This window comes from Pseudonocardia sp. EC080619-01 (genome assembly GCF_001420995.1).
In the GTDB taxonomy this organism is placed as follows: Bacteria; Actinomycetota; Actinomycetes; order Mycobacteriales; family Pseudonocardiaceae; genus Pseudonocardia.
On record NZ_CP012184.1, the window covers coordinates 2,623,262 to 2,646,958 of the forward strand.

General features: G+C 71.7%; 18 protein-coding genes and 1 pseudogene. 11 read left to right on the plus strand and 8 right to left on the minus strand.

What is annotated here, in order from left to right; translation table 11 throughout:
- Window positions 1-112 precede the first annotated feature (112 nt).
- The 7 genes from AD017_RS12310 (at window position 113) to AD017_RS12340 (ending at window position 7,250) form a co-directional block, all read left to right on the plus strand.
- On the plus strand, window positions 113-2,725 hold the full coding sequence (locus AD017_RS12310) for a LuxR C-terminal-related transcriptional regulator (protein ID WP_060574311.1): 2,613 nt from the start codon (window positions 113-115) through the stop codon (window positions 2,723-2,725).
- Window positions 2,726-2,823: 98 nt separating this feature from the next.
- Window positions 2,824-3,096 (plus strand): hypothetical protein, encoded by a 273-nt coding sequence (locus AD017_RS12315; protein ID WP_010242472.1) that lies wholly within the window; start codon window positions 2,824-2,826, stop codon window positions 3,094-3,096.
- A 1-nt stretch (window position 3,097) separates the two neighbouring features.
- The gene (locus AD017_RS12320) at window positions 3,098-3,541 is read left to right on the plus strand and encodes a hypothetical protein (protein ID WP_010242475.1); all 444 of its coding nucleotides are present in this window, start codon (window positions 3,098-3,100) and stop codon (window positions 3,539-3,541) included.
- A 196-nt stretch (window positions 3,542-3,737) separates the two neighbouring features.
- Window positions 3,738-4,274: a 2,4'-dihydroxyacetophenone dioxygenase family protein gene (locus AD017_RS12325; RefSeq protein WP_060574312.1), complete on the plus strand. Its 537-nt coding sequence runs from the start codon at window positions 3,738-3,740 to the stop codon at window positions 4,272-4,274.
- 75 nt (window positions 4,275-4,349) lie between these two features.
- Window positions 4,350-5,705: an MFS transporter gene (locus AD017_RS12330; protein ID WP_082399207.1), complete on the plus strand. Its 1,356-nt coding sequence runs from the start codon at window positions 4,350-4,352 to the stop codon at window positions 5,703-5,705.
- Window positions 5,699-6,436: an SDR family NAD(P)-dependent oxidoreductase gene (locus tag AD017_RS12335; protein ID WP_060574313.1), complete on the plus strand. Its 738-nt coding sequence runs from the start codon at window positions 5,699-5,701 to the stop codon at window positions 6,434-6,436. Before AD017_RS12330 ends, AD017_RS12335 begins: the two co-directional genes overlap by 7 nt.
- A gap of 37 nt (window positions 6,437-6,473) precedes the next feature.
- Window positions 6,474-7,250 (plus strand): SDR family NAD(P)-dependent oxidoreductase, encoded by a 777-nt coding sequence (locus AD017_RS12340; RefSeq protein WP_060574314.1) that lies wholly within the window; start codon window positions 6,474-6,476, stop codon window positions 7,248-7,250.
- A gap of 14 nt (window positions 7,251-7,264) precedes the next feature.
- On the opposite strand, the gene AD017_RS12345 is transcribed toward AD017_RS12340, so the two are convergent.
- From AD017_RS12345 to AD017_RS12365, 5 genes are all read right to left on the minus strand, one after another.
- Entirely contained in the window at window positions 7,265-8,329 is a 1,065-nt protein-coding gene (locus AD017_RS12345) for a LacI family DNA-binding transcriptional regulator (protein ID WP_202796479.1), read from the minus strand.
- Between the two features lie 38 nt (window positions 8,330-8,367).
- On the minus strand, window positions 8,368-9,150 hold the full coding sequence (locus tag AD017_RS12350) for a helix-turn-helix domain-containing protein (RefSeq protein WP_060574315.1): 783 nt from the start codon (window positions 9,148-9,150) through the stop codon (window positions 8,368-8,370).
- Between the two features lie 62 nt (window positions 9,151-9,212).
- Complete coding sequence (locus AD017_RS12355) at window positions 9,213-11,141, minus strand: CheR family methyltransferase (protein WP_060574316.1); 1,929 nt, start codon at window positions 11,139-11,141, stop codon at window positions 9,213-9,215.
- On the minus strand, window positions 11,138-12,220 hold the full coding sequence (locus AD017_RS12360; protein WP_060574317.1) for a chemotaxis protein CheB: 1,083 nt from the start codon (window positions 12,218-12,220) through the stop codon (window positions 11,138-11,140). The genes AD017_RS12355 and AD017_RS12360 overlap by 4 nt, the downstream gene beginning before the upstream one ends.
- Window positions 12,221-12,296: 76 nt before the next feature.
- Complete coding sequence (locus AD017_RS12365; RefSeq protein ID WP_082399209.1) at window positions 12,297-13,475, minus strand: TDT family transporter; 1,179 nt, start codon at window positions 13,473-13,475, stop codon at window positions 12,297-12,299.
- 71 nt (window positions 13,476-13,546) lie between these two features.
- On the opposite strand from AD017_RS12365, the gene AD017_RS12370 reads away from it, so the two are divergent.
- From AD017_RS12370 to AD017_RS35310, 3 genes are all read left to right on the plus strand, one after another.
- Complete coding sequence (locus AD017_RS12370) at window positions 13,547-14,470, plus strand: LysR family transcriptional regulator (RefSeq protein ID WP_227012733.1); 924 nt, start codon at window positions 13,547-13,549, stop codon at window positions 14,468-14,470.
- Window positions 14,471-14,536: 66 nt separating this feature from the next.
- Entirely contained in the window at window positions 14,537-15,421 is an 885-nt protein-coding gene (locus AD017_RS12375) for a transcriptional regulator (RefSeq protein WP_174521799.1), read from the plus strand.
- Between the two features lie 1,138 nt (window positions 15,422-16,559).
- On the plus strand, window positions 16,560-16,727 hold the full coding sequence (locus tag AD017_RS35310) for a hypothetical protein (protein WP_168170524.1): 168 nt from the start codon (window positions 16,560-16,562) through the stop codon (window positions 16,725-16,727).
- A gap of 277 nt (window positions 16,728-17,004) precedes the next feature.
- On the opposite strand, the gene AD017_RS37395 is transcribed toward AD017_RS35310, so the two are convergent.
- Window positions 17,005-18,855: an RHS repeat-associated core domain-containing protein gene (locus tag AD017_RS37395; protein ID WP_060574318.1), complete on the minus strand. Its 1,851-nt coding sequence runs from the start codon at window positions 18,853-18,855 to the stop codon at window positions 17,005-17,007.
- Window positions 18,856-19,267: 412 nt separating this feature from the next.
- Window positions 19,268-20,524, minus strand: a pseudogene (locus tag AD017_RS37400) (DUF6531 domain-containing protein); the annotation flags it as partial.
- 1,065 nt (window positions 20,525-21,589) lie between these two features.
- Between AD017_RS37400 and AD017_RS37405 the strand changes: the two are divergent.
- On the plus strand, window positions 21,590-22,744 hold the full coding sequence (locus AD017_RS37405) for a C40 family peptidase (RefSeq protein ID WP_060574320.1): 1,155 nt from the start codon (window positions 21,590-21,592) through the stop codon (window positions 22,742-22,744).
- On the opposite strand, the gene AD017_RS12395 is transcribed toward AD017_RS37405, so the two are convergent.
- A complete protein-coding gene (locus tag AD017_RS12395) occupies window positions 22,741-23,679 on the minus strand; it encodes a CPBP family intramembrane glutamic endopeptidase (protein WP_060574321.1) in 939 nt (312 codons plus the stop codon). The genes AD017_RS37405 and AD017_RS12395 overlap by 4 nt on opposite strands.
- Window positions 23,680-23,697 lie beyond the last annotated feature (18 nt).

The window sequence follows — 23,697 nt, forward strand, 5'->3', positions numbered from 1 at the left end:
GCGCCCCGGGCGCACGGACGCCGGGGCGGACGACCCCCGCCGGGAGATCGCCCTGACACCTCCACCCGATCGTCACGAGCCTGCGGCACCGGTCCCGGCCGTCAAGATCACGGTGCCGCACGTCCCTCCCGAGGCCGTGCTGCGCGCCGCGCTGGACCGCGAGCTCGACCGGGGCGCCGCGGCCGACCTCACCCTGGTCTCCGCCCCGGCCGGGTACGGCAAGACGTTGCTGCTCGCGGCCTGGGCACGGGACGACCCGACGGTCGACACGGCCTGGGTCACCGTCGACCGGGACGACAACAAGCCGAGCCGGCTGTGGGCGTCGGTCGTGGCGGCGATCGCGGGCTGCCCGTCGGTACCCCCGGACAGCCGTCTGCGAGCCCCGTGGGCATGGCGGCCGGGAGCCCTGCCCGAGCTCGTCGCCGATCTCGCCGCAGCGCTGGCCGCCCTCCCGGGCCCGCTCCGCCTGGTCCTCGACGACGTCCACGAGCTCGTCGACCCGGACGCCGTGCACGGCGTCCGGATCCTCACCCGGGTGAAGCCGCCGAACGTCCATCTCGTCCTCGCGAGCCGGTTCGACCCACCGCTGTCGCTGCCCCGGCTGCGTCTGGGCGGCCGGGTCCGGGAGCTGCGTGCCGACGACCTGGCCTTCACCCGCCGCGAGGCGGCGGCCCTGCTGGAGCAGTCGGGCCTGCACCTGACCCCGTCCCAGGTCGAGGTGCTCCACACCCGGACCGGCGGGTGGGTCGCGGGGCTGCGGCTCGCCGCGCTCGGCCTCGAGAAGGCCCCCGACCGGACGGCGTTCCTGGCCCAGTTCTCCGGGGACGACCGCTCGGTGGGCGACTACCTCGTCGGCGAGATCCTCTCCGGCCTGCCCGACGACGTGCGCGAGTTCCTACGGGTGATCAGCATCTGCAACCCGGTCCCGACCGGGCTCGCCGCCGAGCTGTCCGGCCTGGACGACGCCGGCAGCGTGCTCGACCGGCTCGAACACCGGACCTCGCTGCTCTCCACCGCCGGGCAACACCCCGCCGTGTACCGGATCCAGGAGCTCCTGCGCACCCATCTGGCCGCCGACCTGGAGCGCCAGGGCGAGCGCCGGGTCGCGGACCTGCATGCGGTGGCCGCGCGCTGGTGGGCCGGTCAGGACGCCCCCGGCGCCGCCCTGGAGCACGCCGTCCTGACCGGTGACCCCGCGCTCGTCGTCGAGCTGCTGCACCGGTTCGCCGTGCCGCTGCTGCTCCGCGGGGACCTCCGCCCGCTGCGCCGAGCGCTCTCGTTCGCGGGCACCGACGCGTGCGGCCCGCGGCTCTCGCTCGCCTCGGCACTCGGGCACCTCACCGACGGCGACCTGCCCGCCGCCCGCGACGACCTGGACGCGGCCCGGCGCAGCCCTCCCGACGGCGACGACCCCGTGGAGCTCGGCGTCCTCCGCGCGGTCGCCGAGCAGTTCGGCGCCGGGGAGCCCGGCACGGCCCCGGACCCGCTCCCCGCCGGCGCCCCGCAACCCGGCGACCCACAGCCCGGCCACCCGCAGCCCGACGACCCGCTGCCCGGTGACCCCGGCACGGCGGCGCTGGCCCGGCTCAGCCGTGGCCGGGCCCTGCTGGGCGACGACCGCGAGGGGGCGCACGCCGAGCTGGACGCCGCACTGTCACTCGGCCGCCGGCACGGCTTCGACCACCTGCGGGCGGTGTCGCTGGCCCTGCTCGGTGTCGTCGCGGCCGGCGACGGCGACCTGCCCACGACGCGGGCGGTGTGCCGGGAGGCCCTGATCCTCGCCGACGACCACGGGTGGGGCGGCACGGCGCTGCCCACGACGGCCCGGGCGCTGCTGTCCTACGCCGAGCTCATGGCCTGCGAGACCGCGGACGCCGAGCGCATCGCCGCCGAGGGGCTCACCGAGGGAGCGGGCTCGGCGTCGCCCGCGGTCCGGTTCGCGTTGCAGGCGGTCCACGGCGCCGCCACCTTCGACCTCGGGGACCGCGCGCGGGGCCTGACGGAGCTGCAGCGGGCCCGTGCCGACTTCGGCACCCACGGCATCGGGGCCGAGCAGGCCGCGGCGCTCGCGATGCTGGAGTGCCGGCTGGCGCTCCTGCTCGGGCACCCGGCCGCCGCGCAGAGCGCGCTCGCGTGGGCGGCGCAACGGACCGGCGACTGCGGCGAGCTCGTGACGATGCGCGCCTGGACCGAGTCGGCCGGCCGCCACCGGGGGCGGGCGCGGGCCCTGGTCCGGCCCGTCCTCGACGGGTCGGTCCCGGTCCTGCTGCCCGCCACCGTGGTGGACGCCTGGCTCCTGGAGACCTCGATCGCGATGGCGGCCGACGAGCGGCTCGCCGCGCGGCACGCACTGCAGACCGCGCTCGCCTGGGCCGGACCGCTCGGCACGATCCGCCCGTTCGCCGTCGCCGAACCGGGTGTCCACGAGCTGCTGGTCCATCAGCTCGGCAGCTTCGGCAGCCACAACGAGATCGCGAGGCGCGCGCTCGACGCGGGTCTCGGCCGGACGCCGCAGCAGGCGTTGCTGAGCGACCGGGAGATCACGGTCCTCGAGCTGCTGCCCTCCCTGCTCTCGCTCGACGACATCGCCGCGGACCTCACCGTCTCGGTGAACACGGTCAAGAGCCACGTGCGGTCGATCTACGCGAAGCTCGGGGTGAGCAACCGCAGGCTCGCGGTGGTCGCGGCGCACGAGCGCGGCCTGATCGACAGCGGGCACCGCTGACGCCCGGTGCTCATCCGGCACGGGCGATGACTCGCGGGGCCGCGGGCGGCGAGCCTCGGCCGTCCAGACCGGGGCGCGCGCGGACGGGAGCATCGGCGATGGCGCGGTACGAGGTGTGTGTGAACGGGCGGCTGTCCGGGCCGGCGCGGAGCGCGTTCGGAGCGCTCGAGGTGCGGACCGTGCCGTCACACACGACGTTGCTCGGGGTCTTCCCCGAGCAGGCCGACCTGCACTCCCTGTTGGAGCTCTGCAGTGACCTGGGCCTGGAGGTGCTCTCGTTGCAGCGCATCTCACCCCTGCCGGGTGAGGAGGAATCGGAGCCGGACGACGACCCTCGTCGGGACGACGTGCCCGCTGTCCGGGAGGTTTGACATGTCTCTGTCCGAGAAGGCCGCGACCACCGCCGGGGAGGCGACCGCGCGGCCGCACCATCGCGAGGGGTGGAGGACCGGTCTCGCGTTCTTCGCCGGGATCATCATGATCGTCGCCGGTGTGTTCGGCGCGATCCAGGGACTCGTGGGGCTGTTCCGCAACGAGGTCTACGTGATCGGCCCCGAGTACGTCTTCTCCTTCGACCTGACGACGTGGGGCTGGGTGCACCTGATCGTCGGGGTCGTCGTGGCGCTGGCCGGCTGCGCCGTGCTCGCGGGCCAGACCTGGGGCCGGGTGGTCGGGATCGTGGTCGTGATCCTGAGCATGGTCGCGAACTTCCTGTTCATCCCGCTGTACCCGCTCTGGTCGCTGCTGATCATCACGCTGGACGTCTTCGTCATCGCGGCGCTCTGCACCTACACCCGGGAGCCCGACACGACGTGAGGCAGGGGCGTCACGGACGCCCGCCCCACCAGCCGATCCGGCCCCGACCGGCACGAACGGTCCGGGCCGGATCTCCCGCGTCCGGGGCCACCCCGCCGCCGGACGGACCATTGCCGCCGTGACTACCCGCTGCTACTGTCCATTAAACGGTTAAGTTAACCGTTTAAGTTCAGACCTACTGCGGAAGGACGGCAGGGTGTCCACACCGATCGAGGACGCGGTCAAGCCCTACGACGGGCCGAGGCTCTACGGGATGGTCGACGACATGATCACCCCGGGTGCGCTCGACCTGGACTGCGACGAACGACTCTGGGTCCCGCAGGGCGAGCACTCGCCCGGGGTCGAGTTCCGGCCGCTGATGTTCCAGCCCGGGGAGGGCAAGTTCGTCAACCTGCTGCGCGTGCGCCGCCAGGGCGTCGTCTCCCGCCACCGGCACGCGGGTGCGGTGCAGGCGTTCACGCTGCGCGGGCGCTGGCACTACCTGGAGTACGACTGGTGGTCCGAGGAGGGCAGCTTCGCCTTCGAGCCCCCCGGCGACGTGCACACCCTCGAGGTGCCGTCCGACTGCCAGGAGATGATCACCCTCTTCATCACGACGGGTGCCTACATCTACGTGGACGCGGACTTCGGGATGCTCGGCATCGAGGACGTCTTCAGCAAGATCGACAAGACCCGCGAGCACTACCGCGACGTCGGTCTCGACGTCGCGCTCGTGGACGACCTGATCCGCTGACCCGCGGGGCCCGCGCCCCCTCCCCGGCGACGTCGCCGGTCCGCGTCACCCGAACTCCAGACGGGATACACAGTCGTGTCCACTGACCACTCCCCCACCGCGCCCCCGCCACGCCAGTCGAGCGTCAAGGTCATCAAGGGTGCCGTGCTCGGCACGATCGTCGAGTACTACGACTTCGGCATCTACGGCTACATGGCCGCCCTGCTGAGCGTGCAGTTCTTCGCCTCCGAGGACCCCAACACCGCGCTGCTGGAGACGTTCGCCGCCTTCGCGGTGGCGTTCTTCCTGCGCATCCCCGGCGGCCTGTTCTTCGGGCACATCGGCGACCGCTACGGCCGCCGCACCGCGCTCACCTGGACGCTGCTGCTGATGGCGGGATCGACGCTGCTCATCGGGCTGCTCCCGACCTACGCGACGCTCGGCATCTGGGCGACGATGCTGCTGATCCTCTGCCGCTGCCTGCAGGGCTTCTCCGCCGGTGGCGAGGTGGGCGGGGCGAACGTGTTCGTCTCCGAGCACGCCCCCACCCGGTGGCGCGGCTTCCAGACCGCCCTGGTCATGGGCGGCATGTACCTGGGTTCGCTGGCGGCGTCGCTGACGGGCCTCGCGATCAGCTCGCTGTTCACCGAGCAGCAGGCGATCGACTGGGCCTGGCGGCTCCCGTTCCTGCTGAGCGCCGTCATCGGGATCATCGGCTTCTACATCCGCAACAACCTGCACGACTCCCCCGAGTTCACCGCGCTCAAGGAGGAGCAGCAGGTCAGCAGCCTGCCGATCACGACGCTGCTGCGGACGTCGTGGAAGACGATCGCACACCTCGTGGCCCTCTACGGGCTGTCCGCCGGTGGCTTCTACACCGCGTCCGTCTACACCGCCACCTACCTGCGGACGACCGCCGGGTTCTCCTCGACCGTGGCCTTCGTCAGCACGAGCCTCGCGCTGGTCCTCGGCATCCTCACCCTGCCGGTCGGCGGCTACCTCGCGGACCGGTTCGGCCGCCGCCCGGTCCTTCTGGCCGGTTCGGGCGCGGGCCTGGTCCTGGCGATCCCGATGTTCCAGCTCATGCAGCTCGGCTCGGTCGGGCTCGCGATGCTCGCCCAGTCGGTCTGCTTCGTCTGCGTGTCGGTCTTCAACAGCGCGCTGTTCGTGACCTTCTCCGAGAGGATGCCGACCCGGGTGCGGTACACCGGCGTCGCCCTGGTCACCAACATCGCGAACTCGACGATGGGCGGCACCGCGCCCTTCATCGCGACCTTCCTTGTCGCGACCACCGCGAACCCGCTCTCACCGTCCTGGTTCTACGCGGCGACCGCACTGCTCTCGCTGGTGGCGGCACTGTTCCTGCGGGAGACCCGCGGCATCGACCTCGCCGGCGTCGGGACCGGCCCGGCGCGCACCGCGGCCGGGGCAGGCCGGGGTGCGTCGTGCTGAGCGCGACCGGGATCGCGGGCCGGAGCGCCCTGGTCACCGGCGCGGCCTCGGGCATCGGTCGGGCGACGGTGCTGGCACTCGCGCGCGACGGCGTGCGCGTCGTCGCCGTCGACCGGCAGCCGGTCGACGAGGTGTGCGCCGCCGTCGCCGCCCGGGGCGGGACCGCCGTCGGCGCCGTCGCCGACGTCGCCGACGACGCGTCGGTCGCGGCCGCCGTCGACCGCGCGGTCACCGGGTTCGGTGGCCTCGACATCGCCGTGCACTGCGCCGGGGTCGTGTCGGAGACCGCGATCGCGGACCTGGAACGCCCGGAGTGGGACCGACAGCTGGACGTCAACCTGACCGGCTCCTACGTCGTCTCCCGGACGGTCCTGCCGCACCTGGTGACGGCCGGGGCGGGCCGGCTGGTGCTGTTCTCCTCGATCGCCGCCCGGGTCGGCGGCGTCAACTCCGGGGCCGCCTACGTGGCGTCCAAGGGCGGGGTCGGGGCGCTCGGCAAGTGGCTGGCCCGCCGGTACGGGGGCGACGGCGTCACCGTGAACATGATCGCGCCGGGCCCCGTGGACTCGCCGATGACCCACGGCCGGGACTACGCGCCGGAGGGCTATCCCGTCCCGCGGATGGGCACGCCCGACGAGCTCGCCGCCGCCGTCGTCTTCCTGGTGTCCGACGCCGCCGCCTGGATCACCGGGCACACGCTCGACGTCAACGGCGGCATCTTCATGAACTGACGTGGCCGTCCGGCCCCGTCGAGAGGAGCGGATCGAAATGGGATGGGCCCTGGTGACCGGCGGTGCGACCGGTATCGGTGCGGCCACGGTGGAACTGCTGGCGACGGGCGGGACCGACGTCGTCTGCGCGGGCATCGACGAGCGGGCCGCGGCCGGGCTGGCGGCGGAACTGGAGGGGAAGGGGCTCCCCGGACGGGTGCGGCCGGCCCGCGTCGACGTCAGCGACGTGGCCTCGGTCCGGGCGTTGTTCGCCGGGCTCGACGAGGCGGGGATCCTGCCGGAACAGCTCGTCAACTGCGCCGGGCTCAACCGCCGCGAGCGGGCGCAGGACGTCCTCGAGGAGAGCTGGACGACCGTCGTCGACGTCAACCTCCACGGAACGTTCGAGGTGTGCCGTGCGTTCGCGGACCGGCTGGTCGCGGCGGGCCGTCCCGGGCGGATCGTGAACATCACCTCGATGCTGGCGCACTACGGGGCACCGGGTTTCGCCTCGTACGCCGCGTCGAAGGGCGGTGTGCTGGCGCTGACGCGGACCCTCGCCGTGGAGTGGGCCCCGCACGGGATCCGGGTCAACGCCGTGAGCCCCGGCTACGTCGCGACCCCGCTCGCCGCGTCGCTGCTCGTCTCGGGCCGGTTCGCCGAGGAGATCAGGGCGCGGACGCCGATGGGCCGGATCGGGTCGGTCGAGGACGTCGCGCCGGTGATCCGGTTCCTGCTCGGCGACGACTCGCGGTTCGTGACCGGCCAGGTCATCCCGGTCGACGGGGGGATCACCGCGGGGGACCTGCGGCTCGGCCCGACCGGCCTGCAGTGACGGCGTCGTAGCCGTCAGGTGGCCGCCCGGCCCGCCCGGGCCGGGCGGGCCGCCGGGGCGCCGCCCTCCCCGGTGGAGTCCCGCAGGACGATCTCGTAGGGCAGCATCCGCCGGATCGGCGGGCCGTCGGCCCCCTCGATCCGGTCGATCAGCATCGTCGCCGCGCACTCCCCCATGACCCGGCGCGGCGCGTTCACCGTGCTCAGCTGCAGCGGTCCGGCGCTGGCGATGCCGGTGCCGTCGAAGCCGGTGATCGCGAGGTCGCCGGGTACGGACAGCCCCGCCTCCCGGGCGTGGTCCCAGGCACCGACGGCGATCACGTCGCTGGCGCAGAGCAGGAGGTCGGTGCCGGGGTGCCGGTCGAGCACGTCCCGGGCGCGGGTGACGCCGGCCTCGCGGGTCAGCGGCCCCCAGACGTCGTCCGGGTTGACGGGCTCGATGCCGCGCTCCGCCAGCGCCTCCCGGAACCCGGCGACGCGGTTCCGCGCCACCACGGACTCCCGGACACCGCTGAGGATCGCGACCGAACGCCGCCCGCCGGCGAGCACCTGCGCGGCGAGCTCGCGGGCGGCGGCCCGGTCGTCGATGCCGACCCAGTCGTTCGGCACCTCGGTCAGCCCCCGGTAGGCCTGGACGCAGGCGACGCCGCGCTCGCGCAGCGAGGCGAGCAGCGGGATGTCCTCGACCGTCACCGAGGTGAGGATCAGTCCGCTGATGTTGCGGTCCACGTGCGAGAGCGCGACCTCGGTCTTGCGGTCCGAGGCCGTGCCGAGGTGGGAGACGAAGACCTCGTAGCCCCGCTCGGCGGCGGCGGACACGGCGGCGCCGGCGATCTCGGTGTAGACCGGGTTCTCGATGTTGTCGAGCAGGATCCCGATGACCTTGGCCGTCCCGGCGCGGAGGTCCTGGGCGATCCGGTTGGGACGGAACCGCAGCTCGGCGGCGATGTCGAGGATCTGCTGGCGCACGGCCGGGCTGACGCCGGGCACACCGTTCAGCGCGTAGGAGACGGCGGCCTTAGACACCCCGGCCCGGGCGGCGATGTCCGCGATCGTCACCCGCCGCCTGCCGTCCGCCACGGCGTCGACGATACCCGGCTGCCCGGGGTGCGCCCTGCTCAGCGGTGCAGGGTCGTCGCCGGCGTGACCCCGTACGCCGCCCGGTACTCGACGGCGAAACGGCCGTGGTGCGGCAGCTGCCAGGCGTCGGCGATCGCCCCGACGGTGTCACCGCGGGTCGGGTCGGCGGCGAGGAGCTCACGGTGTGCGTGGGCGAGGCGGACCCGGCGCAGGTACCGGGTCGGGCTCACGCCGCAGTGCTCCCGGAACGCGTGCTGCAGCCGGCGGCGGCCGACACCGGCCGCGGTGGCGATGTGGTCGCTGGTGATGTCCTCGTGGGCGTGCCGTTCGATGAAGGCGACCGCCCGCCGGACGACCAGCGGCACGCTGTGCCTGCCGGTCACGCCGCCGTCGCGGAGCACGTTCGCCGGGTCGCCGCCGCGTTCGCACTCGGTGACCATCCGCCGGGCGAGTGCCTCCGGCGGACGGTCCTGCTGCCAGCTCAGCATGGCCAGCAGCTCCCCGGCCTGCTTCCCGGTCAGCCCGAACATCCCCATCAGCATCCCGACGGCCCGGTGGTGCGCCGCGGAACGCTGGGGGGCGTCGTGCCGGTGGACGGCGAGGAAGTCGGCGTGGCGCCGCCCGAGGTCCTCGAGGCGCTCCCCGAGCGCCTCGGCACGGCTGCGGGCCAGCCGTGCGCGGGCGCGGACGATCGCCCGGTTCTCAGCGTTGTCCGCCGCGGGGTCGGCCCCTCCGGCGTCGGGGCCCACGGGCTGCGCGAGCAGCTCGGACACCGACTGCAGGAAGGCCTCGACGTTCGCGGCGGCGTCGACCTCGGCCACCCCACCAGGATAGCCGCGCGTGCCGGTGTGACGCAGCAGTCGCGGGCACCGATGACGTGGCCTCAGTCGGACGGCTCGATCTGGTCCATCACGATGATCGCTCCACTGCGCCCCCGCTCGTGGTAACGGAGCGGGGCGACCGCGACCTCGATCCGCACGGTCCGCCCGCGCCGGTTGATCGCGTCGACGACGACGGTCGACCGGTCGGGCCGGCCGTCGGAGCCGGACCGGTCGTCCTCCCGCTCGGTCACGACGACCGGCTCCGCACCGTCCTCGTCGTCCTCGGGACGGCGTTCGGCGAGCGTGTCCCACACGATCGGCCGGATCCGTTCGGTGGGCAGCCCGATGTCGAGGTTGAGCAGGTGGCGGCCCGTCGCCTCGTCCGAACGAAGGCCCCACAGGTCCGCGGCGCGGTGGTTCCAGGCCAGGACCATCAGCTCCGAGTCGACGACCACGACGGCGGAACGCAGGCTCTCCAGCACCGCCTGGAGGAAGTCGTTGGTGCCGTCGAGCTCGGCCGTGCGGTCCCGGAGCTCGTCGTTGATCGACTGGAGCTCGTCGTTGGTGGACTGGAGCTCCTCGTTCATCGTCTCGAGCTCCTCGTTCGTGGACTGGAGCTCCTCGTTGGTGGTCTCCAGCTCCTCGACCGTCGACTGGAGCTCCTCGTTGGTGGTCTCCAGCTCCTCGACCGTCGACTGCAGCTGCTCGTAGGCGGACTCGACCTGCCGGTGGGCCTGCTCCAGCTCCTTGGCGAGCTGGCGGTACCGGCTGACGTCGGTGAAGAAGATCGCCGCCGGGGTGCCGCCGTTGCCGTCGACGGGGAGGGGCACGAGCTGGACGTCGAAGTGCATCGTCTCGTTGTTGTGGGTCCACTCGACCTCGTGCAGCACCGCCGAGCCGCGTTGCTGCTGGACCTGGTCCAGGGTCGAGGAGAGCTTCGCGACGCGTGTGAAGAGCTCGAGCTCACCGACGTGCCGTCCGACCTCACGGCCGGAGAGCCCGAGCTGGGTCTCCGCACGGCGGTTGGCGAGTCCGAGCACGCCGTCGGGGGAGACCGCGAGCGTCGCGACCGGGCTGGACATCAGCGTCTCGTCCTCGACCCGCGGCACGCTCGCGGCGTCGTTCGAGAACAGCGGCTCCAGCGACGTCACCCGCAGACCGGGTGAGTCGGACTTCCGGAAGAAGCGGCGCTTGAGGTCCGTCGGCACGAACAGGCGCGTGTGGCTGAGCAGCATCTCGGCCTTGCCCAGGAACAGCGCTCCGCCCGGCTTCAACGCGAAGTGGAACCGGCCCAGCACCTGGGCCTGGGTCTGGGCGTTGAGGTACATCAGGGTGTTGCGGCACACCAGCAGGTCGAGCCGGCCGATCGGGGCGTCCTGGACGAGGTCGTTGCGACCGAAGATCACCGACCGGCGCAGGTCGGGGCGGAACACGTAGCGCTGGCCGTTGCGCTCGAAGTAACGGTCCCGCCACTCGGGGATCACGGCCTCGAGGTCCTTGGCGGTGTAGGCCGCCTGGCGGGCCGTGGCGAGCGCGTCCTCGTCGACGTCCGTCCCGTAGATCTTGACGCGCTCGCGGAAACCCTCCGCACCGAGTGCCTCGGCCAGCAGGATCGCGAGCCCGTAGGTCTCCTCACCGCTGGCGCACCCGGCCGACCACACCCGTACCGGCTCGCCCGGCCGCAGGGTGGCCAGCAACGACGGCAACACGTCGTGCTGCAGGTGCATCCACGAGTCGTGGTCCCGGAAGAACCCGGTCACATTGATCAGGATCGTGTTGAACAGGCGGGCGAACTCGTCCTGGTCGACCTGCAGCCGGTCCAGGTACTCGTCGAGCCCGCTGATCGCCAGCTGCTGCATCCGCCGTTCGATCCGCCGGCGCAGGCTCGACCGCTTGTAGCCGGTGAAGTCGAAGCCGCGCATCTCCTTCAGGAAGTCCAGCAGATGCTCGAACTCCGGGTCGGGCCCCCCGTCGCGGGCCACATCGCTCATTCCGTCCTGCTCCTTCCCCGATCCTCGTCCCCCGCACCGCCCAGGAGCCGCCGGAGCACCCGCGCCGAGCGCACCGCCTCGTCGGCGGCGGCTCGGGCGCGTGCCACCACCCGGTCGGCTCCCTGCTCGGCGGCCGTGGCCGCGATGCGTCGCTGCAGGGCCGCCTTGTCCTCCAGGGCCCGCAGCGCCATGTAGAGAGCAGTCTCCACCGACTGCTCCTGCTGGGCGCCGAGGGCATGCTGCGACCAGGCGTGCCCCACCCGGCACCGGTACCGCGGGAGTCCCCCGTCGTGGATCTCGAACAGCGGACCGGAGCAGTCCGGGCAGGCCAGCCCGGCCGCCGTACCGGCCGCATCGGGAGCAGACATCTCCGAACCCTCCATCCGGGCGATCGCGACCTCCCAGCGCAGCCGGGCCGATCCGTGGCCGGTGGACCGCAGGGGACCGGCGCGGTCGACGACGCCCGGGAGGATGGCGCCGAGCCCGGCCACCGGTCGCACGAACGCACCCGGCACCTGCTCGAGCGTAGCGAGCGGCATGCTCGGGTAGAGCGCCTCGTCGGGTTCCTGGATCATGACCGTCCCGCCGTGGCGCACCACCTCCAGCGCCCCCGACGCGCCGTCGTCGAGCGCCCCGCTGAGGACCACCCCGACCGCGCCCGCCCCGGCGTCCAGGGCCAGCGAACGGAACAGCGGATCGATCGCGGGCCGGTTCCCGTTCTCCTTCGGGCCGCTGCTGAGCACGACCCGGCCCTTGTCCACCATGAGGTGCCGGTCCGGCGGGGCGACGTACAGGCGGCCCGGCAACAGGGTCTCCCCGTCCTGCGCGTGCCCGACCGGCAACCGCCCGCGACGGGCCAGCAGCTGCGGCAGGACGGTCGCGGCGGCCGCCGGCTGGTGCACCGTCACCAGCACCGGGGCCGCGAGCCCGGGCTCCAGCAACGGGACCAGCTCCAGCAGGGCCTCGATCCCGCCGGCCGAGGCCCCGATCGCGATCGCACGCCGCGACGGCGGCCCGGTGCCACCATCCTGCGGCCCGGTCTCCGCCTCGTCCGGCGTCTCCTCGGCCATCTCGCACATCGACAACGTCCTCCGCCCGGAAGGTACTCGGCCGCGGGGACATCGGCCACGGTCCGCCGTCACCCGGAACGCGAGGTCAGGCAGGAGCGAAGAGGTACCCACGGACCAGCGAGCCGTGCGCGGTGCGGACCGACACCACCGCCCACGCGACCACCAGCATGACGTAGAGCGCCGTCGCGGTGACCGCCAGCAGCGGGAGGTGCAGGTGCGCGGCCAGCGCGCTGGTCCCGGTCACGCACGTCCCGACGGGGAACGTGAAGCTCCACCAGGTCAGCGCGAACGGCAGCTTCTGCCGTGCCGTCCGGACGGTGACGGCGGCCGCGATGACCAGCCAGATCATCGCGAAACCCCAGGTCGGAACCCCGTAGAAGATCCCGAACACGTGCGCCCCGGTCGCGTAGGGCTCGCCCAGCACGCCCGCCTGGTCGCCCAGCAGGTTCGCCGCGGTCACCGACTGCCCCAGCGGACCGAGGACGATCCACATCGTCGGTACCGTGGCTGCGGGGCCCGTCCCGTGCACGACCAGCCTGTTCCACACCTGCGGGAGGATCGCCAGCGTCGCGAACAGGCTGATCCCGAACATCGCGTAGCAGGCGACCACCATCGACGCCTGCCACCCGGCCGGGGTGTGCGGCACCAGCAGCGCCCCGTTGGCGGCCGAGACCATCGGCGGCACCACCGGCATCAGCCAGCCGCCGAACGCCGACCCCTGCTCGATCCTGTGGTGGACGATCATCATGTACGGGATCCACGCCGCGGTGACCAGCCCGAGCACGGTGCCGATCCCCCACAGCGTCCAGCCGGTACCGATCGCCCCGGTGGCGCCGGGGAACGGTCCGCCGAACTTCACCGCGCCCGCACCGACGGTCATCACGCCCATCGCGACCGCGCCCCAGAACTGGGCCATGACCGGGTTCCGCGCGTGCCCCAGCGCGACATCGGTGTGGCGGACCCAGTGGACCGCCCACGCGGCGGTCAGCGTCACCAGCAGGAAGGAGGCGAGCAGCCAGATCCCGACCGCGAAGGTGTGCAGGCCGGGGACCTGCACCGGCAGCGTCGCGGCGGCGACACCGACGATGCCGGTGCCCATGATCGACGAGTACCAGTTCGGGCCGATGCCGGAGAAGAGGTCGCCGGGCCGGTCCAGGTCGCGCAGCAGTCCCGCACGGGACAGCCGGTAGCGACCGGTGCCGTGCCCCGTGGTGTCCACGGGGCACTCCCGTGCGGCCGCGGTGCTCAGCTCGGAGGACGTCATGGCCACCACCGTGCGCTCCCGGTGCGGCCCGCGGTAGCGGGGTGGACCTTGTGCCGCCACAATCTCCGCTTGTGCCCCTGCCACCGCGGGTGGCCGATCTCGCGGCCTTCGACCTGCTGCTCAGCGTCGCCGGCCTCGGCAGCATGGGCAAGGCCGCCGCCGCACACGGGGTCAGCCAGGCCGCCGTCAGCGCTCGAATCAAGACCCTCGAGTCCGCACTCGGACTGACCCTGCTGGAGCGCACCACCCGTGGCACCACGCTCACCCGGGACGGTGCACTCGTCGCCGACTGGGCCCGCACCGCCGTCGACGCGGCGCGGGCCATGGACGAGGGCGTCACCGCACTGCGCACCCGGCAGGACGCCCGGCTGCGGGTCGCGGCCAGCCTCACCGTCGCCGAGTACCTGCTGCCCCGGTGGCTGATCGCCCTGCGGGGCCGCCTGCCCGGCACCGGCGTCGCACTGACCTCGCACAACTCCAGCGACGTCCAGGACGACGTGCTCGCCGGCCGGGCCGACCTGGGGTTCGTCGAGGGACCCCGGCACTCCCCCGACCTCGACGAGCAGATCGTCGCCCGCGACCACCTCACCGTCGTCGTCGCCCCCGGCCATCCCTGGGCCGGGCGCCGCGGCGTCACACCGGCCCGGCTCGCCGCCACCGCCCTGATCTCCCGGGAGCGCGGCTCCGGCACCCGCGAGCACCTCGACGAGGCCCTGGACCGGGCCGGGACAGGGGCGCCCGTCGAGCCCGTGCTGGAGCTCGGGTCGACGACGGCGATCAAGAACGCCGCGGCCGACGGCGTCGCACCCGCGGTGCTCAGCTCGCTCGCCGTGGCCGGGGAGCTCGCCGGGGGGACCCTCGTCGCCGTGCCCGTCCGCGGTCTCGCGCTGGACCGCCGCCTCGCCGCGATCTGGCCCCGCGGACGTCCGCCGTCCGGGCCGGCACGGGAGCTCGTCGAGCTCGCCGCGCGGACCGGGACGGGGCGCGGGCGGTAGGCACCGGTGTCGGACCTCCGCCACGGACCTCCGGACGACCCCCTGCGGATCGCGCACGAGTGGCTCGTGAACGACACCCCGGCGATCGTGCACTCGCGGTCGGGTCGCAGGGTCGGGGACTCGCTGGCCTCCGCGCTGGAGGTGCGCGTGATCGAGCTGCGCCACCTCGACGACGTCGTCGGCGGCGCCGACCTCGCCCCGGCCGTACTGCGTGAGCTGGGGGACGCCCGGAGCGTCGTCCGGGAGGGCAGCTACACCCGGGCGACCGGCCGCCGGCTGCTCACCGTCGTCGGCGAACTCGCCCAGCTCGCCGGATGGGTCGCGAGCGACTCCGGCCGCCATGTCGAGGCGCAGCGGGTGTACCTGTCCGGTGTGTCTGCCGCGGACTGCGCCGGGAACTCCTCCCTGGCGGGACAGCTGCTCTCGTCACTGAGCTATCAGATCGCGAACGTCGGCAGCCCCGCCGACGCAGCGCTCCTCGCCCGTTCCGCCGTCGCCGGAGCACACGACGCGACACCGGTCGTCCGGGCATTGCTGCTGGAGCGGGTCGCATGGGCGAGTGCCCGCGCGCGGGACCGGGACGGCACCCGCCGGGCACTGGACGCGGTGGACGACTCCTACGCCGACCGCTCGCCCGGGATCGAGGAACCGGAATGGGTGTACTGGCTGGACCGGGGCGAGATCGACGTCATGGCCGGTCGGTGCCTGATCGAGCTGGGCGACCCCGTCGCTGCCGGCCCCCTGCTCTCCGGCGCCATCGAGTCGTACGCGCCGGAGCACGCGCGCGAGATGGCGCTCTACCGGACATGGCTCGCCGAGGCCTACGCCCGCGCCGGGGTCCACGACGCCGGACGCGCCACGATCGACCGGGCACGCCGATCCGCCCGCGGCGTCCGGTCGGCCCGTCTGGACGCACGGATCGGCGAGGTCGAGCGGTTACTGTCCACGTAGGTCGTCCCCTTCATGTCAAGCCCCTACGTCGGAGCAGGTGGTGCGCATCGACGATTGTTGATGCGCACCACGTGCGTCACATCAGCCTGGCAGTCGAGGCCTAATTCACCCTCCCGCGAAACTCCCTACCCAGAAGCCCCAACACAATAAGAACAAACACGACACTGAATACGACGAAACCGATCTGGCCGACTCCATGATCACGGACTGCCAACCAAAGATGCATGCCGAGCTGCGTGACTCCCACCAGCAACGCGGAAACCAAAATAGTCACTCGCCTACGCGGTGGAGGTCCGGGACCTACCGGCAGTGCTGCTCCGCCAGACTTCGTGTAACTCTTCGTGAATCTGGCAATGCATGCGGAAAGTAGCCCACTGCATACGCTCGACACAGCCGCGAAATACCACGACTCCGTACGGTCCACATCGGCTAGAATGATCGCTATCCCTATTACAAGAAAGATAGTTACACCAACTATCCCTCCAATCAAGATTGCATGCTTCTTTGGCATCCGGCTCCTCCTCTTCGCGGCGCGAAGACCCTAGCTACCCGGAGAGTACGACATCGCACCTTCAAGCAGGGGAACGTTCGCCCTGATCACGAGATTCCGCTGGGCAAAGAGGAGATAGGCAAGTACGCTTCCAAGACCGGTTCGCCAGCGTGAGCAACTACCCTTGGGTGCCGAACTTGAGAGAGGGCGGCACCCATGGATAGCTGGCGACATGATCAGGTGAGCGGGCCACTAGTTCAGCGGCGAACCCATCATGCACACTGCGACATTGAATGCCCCGAGTATCGGACCGCCCACGAGACCGATTACTGCATCTCCGGCAGCCCCGCTGACCAGGCCGAGGACAGGAAATTCGGACTGCCCTCCCGCTGCTCCGGCAAGCGCAGCTCGCGCGGTCCCAACTATGACCCCTGCACCGCTCTTCAACAGCTCCCCGGTGCACACCGGAAATAGGCCGCTCGGGTCGGAGAAATTGCACGGATTGCTGGCGGCGAAAGAGTAGACGCCGTACTCGACGCTGTACGGCCCGCCGATTCCGCTCCGGTTGCTCTAGCCGTCGCCGCTCGCTCCGGGCGTGCCGATGGAGTCGGGCTGGGTGAATCGCCCGAGACGGGCGTCGTACCAACGGTGTCCGAACTGGGTGTGCGCTGGCGAATTCACGAAGAACCCACCCTGGAAGCGGATGAAGTTGTCGGCCTGGCCAGAATCGGCACCGAACGATGCGGTGCGTGTCCCGTCGCCGCGGGCGTGCCCGGCGACGCTATCCTGGCGGTCGAGTTCGAAGTAGTGCGGTGAAGTGGCCGCAGCGGCAGCTCGCGAAAGTCTAGGCGATGGCAATCGAATGCCGCCGCCATTCGATCGAGTGGCAGCGGCATTCAATCTACTTGTCGGGTCACCTCGTTCTCGCATCGTAGATTAGCGCACCAATTGCGCATACGAGAACTACAGCGGAAGGCGCTAAGCTCGCCACGCTTGACCCCTGCCATACAAGTAAAGCCATCGATCCGATGCCGCCAATCACCACGACGATGAACAGGAAACGCGCGACAGCATGCACAGCAGATTCCCTCCGTTAGATCAGTCCCGGTGATCCGCTACAGACGCGGGCCGCGTTGTAAACGTTCAGTGTAGCCGATCCCCCTGCCCCAATTGCGACAAGAAGGTACACGGGCAGAACAGCCCCTCCGGTACCGATGACGGATCCAATTGCAGCCAGAGTGATTAGCACCGCGTTGGCTGCACGCAGCGCGCACTGACTCGCATCAGGAGGTGCTAGTCCGCTGGGGTCGGAGAAGTTGCACGGATTGCTTCCAGCGAAGGAGTACACGGAGTGCTCGACGCTGTAGGGTCCGCCGATTCCGTTGCGATTGCTCTGTCCGTCGCCGCTGGCGCCGGGTGTGCCGATGGGGTCGGGTTGGGTGAAGCGTCCGAGGCGGGAGTCGTACCAGCGGTGTCCGAACTGGGTGTGGGCGGGCGAATTGACGAAGAATCCGCCCTGGAAGCCGATGAAGTTGTCGGCCTGCGCGGAGTCGGCACCGGAGACACGCTCGTAGCTACCGAAGGGCTGGTAGCGGAACGATGCGGTGCGTGTCCCGTCGCCGCGGGTGTGCCCGGTGACCGAACCCTGGTGGTCGAGTTCGAAGTAGCGCAGGGACCGGTCGGGGTTGCGCTGCACGACCGGCGTCCCGGACGGGTCCCGGCTGACCGAGTGCCGCACACCGAGCAGGCCGGCCTTGGCTGTCATGCCCAACGCGGTCTGGGTGACGTCGTACCGCTGCCCCCGCCCACCACTCGCAGCACGGGAGGTGACCTGCTGGATCTGGGTGGTGTCGGCGGTGTCGTAGCTGACCTGGAAGTTCTGCTGCGTGGTGTCCTGACGCTGGATCTGCTGGTTGGTCGAGCTGTACCCGGCGGTGCCGCCGAGGCCCTGGGTGATGTTGCCCTGCCCGTCGGAGGCGATGTTCGTGTTGCCGACGCGGGTGACCTGGTTGGCCGCGTTGTAGGTCATCGCGGTGCCCTGGAAGTCGGTGATGTTCCCGGACTTGTCATAGGCGTAGCTGTAGGTCGCGCCACCACTGGTGGCGGCGCGCGTGAGCTGCCCGGCGCCGTCGTAGGTGTAGCGGGTGGTGGCACCGCCCGGTTCACCGACCGACTGGACCAGGTCGGTGTCGCCGCGGGAACCGCCGTAGTCGTACGAGCGGACCTCGTTGCCTCCGCGGGCGTAGTTGGTGATCCTTGTCAGGCGCTGGGACTTGTCGAACTCCCGCAGCGCGCCCTGGCCGTTGGGGTACTGGATGCGGGTCCGGTTGCCGTCGCGGTCGTAGGTGTAGCGGGTGACCCCGCCCGCGAGGTCGGTGAGCTCGGTGAGGTCGTTGGCCGGGTTGTAGCGGTAGCTGGTGGTGCCGCCGCCGTCGCGCAGTGAGGCGAGGTTGTTGTTCGCGTCGTAGGTGTAGACGACGGTGTCGGTGGCGACGATCCCTCCGCCGCGGCGTACATCGGTGAGCACCTGGTTGCGCGGGCTGTAGGTGAACTGCTTCGTCGTGGCGGCGAAGTAGTTAGCGATCTTGTTGCCGTTGGCGTCGAAGTCGGTCTGCTGGACGACCTTGTCCCCGGTGCCGGTCTGCTCGGAGAGCTGGACGACGCGGTCGGCGGCGTCGTAGGCGTACTCGATCGTCTTTCCGTTGCCGTCACGCACGGAGGTGATGCGGCTGCGGGAGTCGTAGGTGTAGCGGACCGGCTGCCGCCTGGCGGGCGGGGTGACGGTGGTCAGCCGGCCCTGGTCGTCGTAGGCGTAGGCGGTCTTCGAGCCGCGGCCGTCGGTGGAGTCCTTGACGGTGCCGTTGTCGTTGTAGGTCCGCTCGATGCCCTGGCCGGTGGCAGCGTTCTTGACCGTCAGCGGGTTGCCGGCGGCGTCGTAGGTCATCGTGGTCCGGCGGCCCTCGGAGTCGGTCACCGAGGTCGGCGCGTTCGGGTTCGCCCCGTCGGTGTAGCCGATGGCGTTGCGGGCTCCGGTGGGGAGCTGGGTACCGACGAGGTTGTTGTTCGGGTCGAACGAGGCGGTGGTGACGTTCCCCCCGACCGAGGTCGTGGTGTTGACGTCCGAGTTGGCGGTCCAGGTGTCGGACTGTTCCCGGCCCAGCGGGTCCTTGGCCTTGGTCTGCCGGCCCTCGTCGTCGAAGGTGTAGGTCGAGGTTCCCCCCAGCCGGGTTGGTCGACCTGGTCTCGGTGTCGGAGGTGTACTCGTAGGTGGTGACCGCGCGGTCGTCCTGCAGTACCCCGGTCTCGCGGGGCTCGTCGACGGCGACCACGCGGCGCTGGTCGTCGTAGCGCAGGCGGTACTCGTTGCCGTTCGGGTCGGTGATCGTGGTCAGGTTCCCGGTGTCGTCGTAGCCGTAGGCCACGCGCTTGCCCGACGGATCCCGGAACCCGGTGTGCCGGCCTGCGAGGTCGTAGTCGTACGGGCCGTACTCGTAGCCGGTGGGGTCGGTCATCCTCGTGACCCGCCCGGCCACGTCGTAGGCGAACGTCGTCACCGCGCCGCGGGTGTCCTCGATCGAGGCCAGCGTGCCGGTGGGGTTGTAGCGGTAGCGGGTCGTGTTGTCGTTGCGGTCGACCTGGCTGGTGAAGAACCCGTTGTCGTCGAAGCGCCACCTCTCCTTCGACTTGTCGAACCTCAGCTCGTACCCGTCGTCGGTCCTGGTGAGCGTCGCGTTCGCGCCCGAAGGGCTCCTGAAGCCGTCGCCATCGCGGGTGTAGTCCTGCCGGTAGCCGGTCGGACCCTGCAGCACGACCTTGCCCGGGTCCGACACCTCCAGGCCGACGTCGCGGCCGGTGGTCATCGTCCAGCGCTGCCCGAAGCTGCCCCGATTGGTGGCCTGGTTGTTGTAGACGTGGTTGACCGCGGTGTTCAGTCCCGTCCCGGCGAAGGCGAGGTCCTTGTTGCGGACCACGAGGTTGCCGTTGGCCAGGTTGACCAGCACCTCCATCCGGTCGCCGAGCGCGCGCCGCTCCAGCGGGTAGAACGCCTGCGTGCCCAGGCCGGGCTTCTTCGTCTGGTCCGACGGGACGACCGGGACGTCGGTCGGCAGACCCTGGCTCGACCCGGCCGTCCACGGCGCGGGCGCGGCACCACCGATCAGCACCCGGTTGATCTCCGCCGGGGGCGTGAAGATGGCGGCCGGGTTCGGCGGCTTGAACCCCGCCGCGCCCGGTCCGGGTTCCTGCGCCGCGGCCTCGGGTACCGGCACCCCGGGGAGGGACACGAACCCGGAGAACAGCACCGCCGCAGCGGTCGTCACGACCGTCGCGCGTGCCGCCGCCCGCTTCCACGACCGCCGCGTCGCCCGCGACGAGCTGCCCGGATCCCCCCTCCCGGAACCGCAGGGCGACGGGGGCGATGTGGACATGGGTGTACCCGAAGCACTCATGGCAGGTATTTCCTTTCCGCAAGGAAAAATCGTCGGACGTGCATCGAGAAATGCACGGGAAGGCAGAACTAGTACGCGGCCGTCCGGCGGTACGCCAGCCCTGACAGGACGACAGGACAGTTCTTCACTCGCTTTTACCACTCGCTGCCGCTGGGTACATCGCATTTCCTTGCACAGCCCTGAAAGGAAAGGTGACCACACCGAGCGGCCGCGCCCGGTCACGGCCGGTCATTACCGCAGGCAGATGATCCGGACAGCAACCCGGAGACGTTGCGCCGCAACAGGAAGTTCAGGTCGTCGGGTAGCGATCAAGACGTGACCGGCGCTAGGAAGTGCCCGACGGCCAGCGAAGGAGACGGGAATGACGGAGCCGCACCGCGCCACCCCATGTGGATACCCGGGCTGCACCAGCCACGCCCGTCCCGGACCGGGACGCGGACGCCCGCCCGCCTACTGTGACGACCCCGGCCATACCCCGTTGCGCGCCCTGCGGAAGCGCCAACAGCTCCACGAACAGCACGAACGCGGCGCCGCCCGTCCCGGAGACGGGGAGCAGCTCCGCGCGGCGCAGGCCCTCAACGCGACACTGGCGCGTCAACTCCAGCACGCCATCGCGGAACTCGAACGGGCTCGCGCCGAAGTGCGCGCCCTCCGGGACCGTATCGAGGCCGGAACATTTCGCAGCGGCATCCGACTCCCCGATCAACGCCGCGGGCCGACGTCACGATGGCACACTGCCGGCCGCGACAGCCGACGACCTGACGGTCGAGACTGAACAACGCGGACCACATCGCCACTCGATTCGTTTCACCACTTTCGCAATCAAATCGGAAAACTCTCCCCTGCGGGCCATCCCGGCATTTACTGTGCGATCTCCGACCCGCTGGACGCCGATCGCGATTCCTGCCCTCGGAATCTCCGGACGGCACGACGAAGGAGTTCGACGTGTCCCCGATCGCTCGGACAACCCATGGGGCCCCGCCGCCGACCGGGAAGCCCCACCGACCGGGCCGAGCGATCCGGGTCGCCGTCGCCGTGATCTCACCCGGACTGCTCGTCCTGCCCGCCGCATCAGCCGCGGGACCTTCCCCGGTCGCTCCTGCGGACCAGCAATCGGTCTCCGCGATCGCCGGACCCGCGGGGTCGAGCGGGGCCCCCTCGACCTCGGCGGCCGAGGTCGTCTCCTCGCGGTCGTCTCCGACCGCGGCCCGCGTGGCGGTGCCTGCGTCCATGACCACGGCGCTGCCCGGCCGGAGCGCGACGATCGCCGTCGAGGTGGCGATGGAGCAGATCGGACTGCCCTACGTCTGGGGCGGCAACGGCCCCGAGAACGGCCACCGTGGCTTCGACTGCTCCGGGCTGACCACCTTCGCCTACGGCAAGGCCGGCGTCGCACTGCCCCGCACCGCGCACACCCAGTTCCGCCGCGGCCCGCGCGTCCCCGCCGGTGCGCCACTCCGGCCCGGCGACCTCGTCTTCTACGGGACCCTCGCCAAGGTCCGGCACGTCGGCATGTACATCGGCCAGGGACGCATGGTCAACGCTCCGACCTTCGGCAAGCCGGTCCGGACCGCCTGGTACCGGTGGGACGGCGATGCGTACCTGGGCGCCACCCGCCCCGCGGCGGAGGACGGTGCCGCAGCCACTCCCGACCCTGCCGTGCCCGCCGTACCGGACCCCGCGATCCCCGACGACCCCGACTTCCGGGCGCCCGCCGCACCACCACTCGTGGCTCCGACGGCCCCACCAGCATCGCAGCCCGCGGAGGCCGGTTCGACAGCGTTCAGCGCGGCGGCAGCCCGACGACCGGCTCACGCCGCACCCGTCACACCGCGGCCGGTACCGGTAACACGAGCCGAAGGCGCGCGCCCGGCGGCGCCGGCACCGACGACGGGCCCTGCCCCGTCCGGACCGTCCCGCACTCCGCCACCGACGACGTCACCGGCGCCGACCGCGGAACCCGTACCTGCGGCCGCCCCGAGCACTGCACCCCCGACCACCGGGACGACGGGCTCACCCACGGCACCGGTGCCGGCTCCGCGCACCCTCGTGGACACCTCACGAACGGTCGGGCTCGTCGGAGCCACGACCCGGGCGGACGGGCTCCCGTCCGTGGACGACGGCTGGGTGCGCACCGACCGGTGGCTCGTGCGCCTCGCCGTCGATGTCGACACACCGGTCGGGGGTGTCCTCCACGTGGACTTCGCCGACGGGAACCGCGAGACGTTCACCGTCGCCGGCCGCACACGAGGCGCACCGGAGGATCTCGCCACCGTCGTCGGCGCACTGGCGATCGTGACCCCCGACGGCGACGGCACCTGGACCATCGTGTCCGCCCGCCGACCGGCGCCCGGGCCCGCAGCGACTGCGGGCCGGCCCCGCTAGGCGACCGGCGCCGGCGTGCGCTCCGGCAGGCGCGACGGCGTCGTCCGCGCGGGGCCGGTCCGGCGGGTGGCCCACCAGACGACGGCGGTGAGCACGACGACGGTGATCGTGGGGACGAGCTGGTAGGCGGTCCCCACGGTCTCCGAGCGGCCCTGCAGCGCCGCACCGAGGTCGATCCGCAGGTACGGCGCGGCGGCGAGGGACAGCGTGTTCAGGACGGCGTGGAGCATGACCGCGATCTCCAGACCCCCGGTACGCCAGGTGATGACGGCCAGCCCGCCGAACAGGACCAGGTACCAGAGCACGAGGTACGCGTCGGTCGCCCCGTGCACCAGGGTGAACAGCACGCTGGACACGACGATCCCGAGGACCAGGCCGGCGCGCCGCCCCCGGGTCCAGCCGCCGACCACCCGGAGAAGCAGCCCGCGCACGCCGTACTCCTCCCCCGCCGCCTGCAACGGGGTGAGCAGCAGGGTGGCCAGCAGGATGGCGACGAGGTCGGTGTGCGACCAGGGGCTCTCCTCGACCGGCGTCGCGAAGCCCAGCAGGACGACGACCACCCAGACCGGCCCGAGCACGAGCAGCGCCCTACCGAACAGGCCGAAGCGGAACCGTGAGGTCACCGAGTGCAGCGACGCCCCGGGCACGCCGTAGAGCAGGCGCTGGACGAGCATGCTCCAGGGGGCGAGCAGGTAGTCGGTGCCCCCGGCAGCGGGCGGGCTGTTCCCGAGCCGGACGTCGACGAGCGCGAGCCCCTGGCCGATGACCGTCGGGAACAGCACGAACCCGGCCGCCAGCAGGACGATCGCGAGGATCCCCCGCCCGACCCGCCGTCTCTCGCCGGCGAGCACCCGGTGGTACTCCACCCCGGCGGGCACCGCCGGGTCGTTCCTCGGCGCGCCGTCGTCCATCAGCCAGTTCGGTGCGGTCGTCATGTCCTGGTCCCCCTCGTC

Excerpts from the sequence above, each read along its gene's own strand:
- AD017_RS12395 (WP_060574321.1), bottom strand. The coding sequence starts at position 23,679 with ATGACGACCGCACCGAACTGGCTGATGGACGACGGCGCGCCGAGGAAC.
- AD017_RS12365 (WP_082399209.1), bottom strand. The coding sequence starts at position 13,475 with ATGACGTCCTCCGAGCTGAGCACCGCGGCCGCACGGGAGTGCCCCGTG.
- AD017_RS12320 (WP_010242475.1), top strand. The coding sequence starts at position 3,098 with ATGTCTCTGTCCGAGAAGGCCGCGACCACCGCCGGGGAGGCGACCGCG.
- AD017_RS37395 (WP_060574318.1), bottom strand. The coding sequence starts at position 18,855 with ATGACCTACGACGCCGCCGGCAACCCGCTGACGGTCAAGAACGCTGCC.
- AD017_RS37405 (WP_060574320.1), top strand. The coding sequence starts at position 21,590 with ATGACCACGGCGCTGCCCGGCCGGAGCGCGACGATCGCCGTCGAGGTG.
- AD017_RS12340 (WP_060574314.1), top strand. The coding sequence starts at position 6,474 with ATGGGATGGGCCCTGGTGACCGGCGGTGCGACCGGTATCGGTGCGGCC.
- AD017_RS12360 (WP_060574317.1), bottom strand. The coding sequence starts at position 12,220 with ATGTGCGAGATGGCCGAGGAGACGCCGGACGAGGCGGAGACCGGGCCG.
- AD017_RS12315 (WP_010242472.1), top strand. The coding sequence starts at position 2,824 with ATGGCGCGGTACGAGGTGTGTGTGAACGGGCGGCTGTCCGGGCCGGCG.
- AD017_RS12355 (WP_060574316.1), bottom strand. The coding sequence starts at position 11,141 with ATGAGCGATGTGGCCCGCGACGGGGGGCCCGACCCGGAGTTCGAGCAT.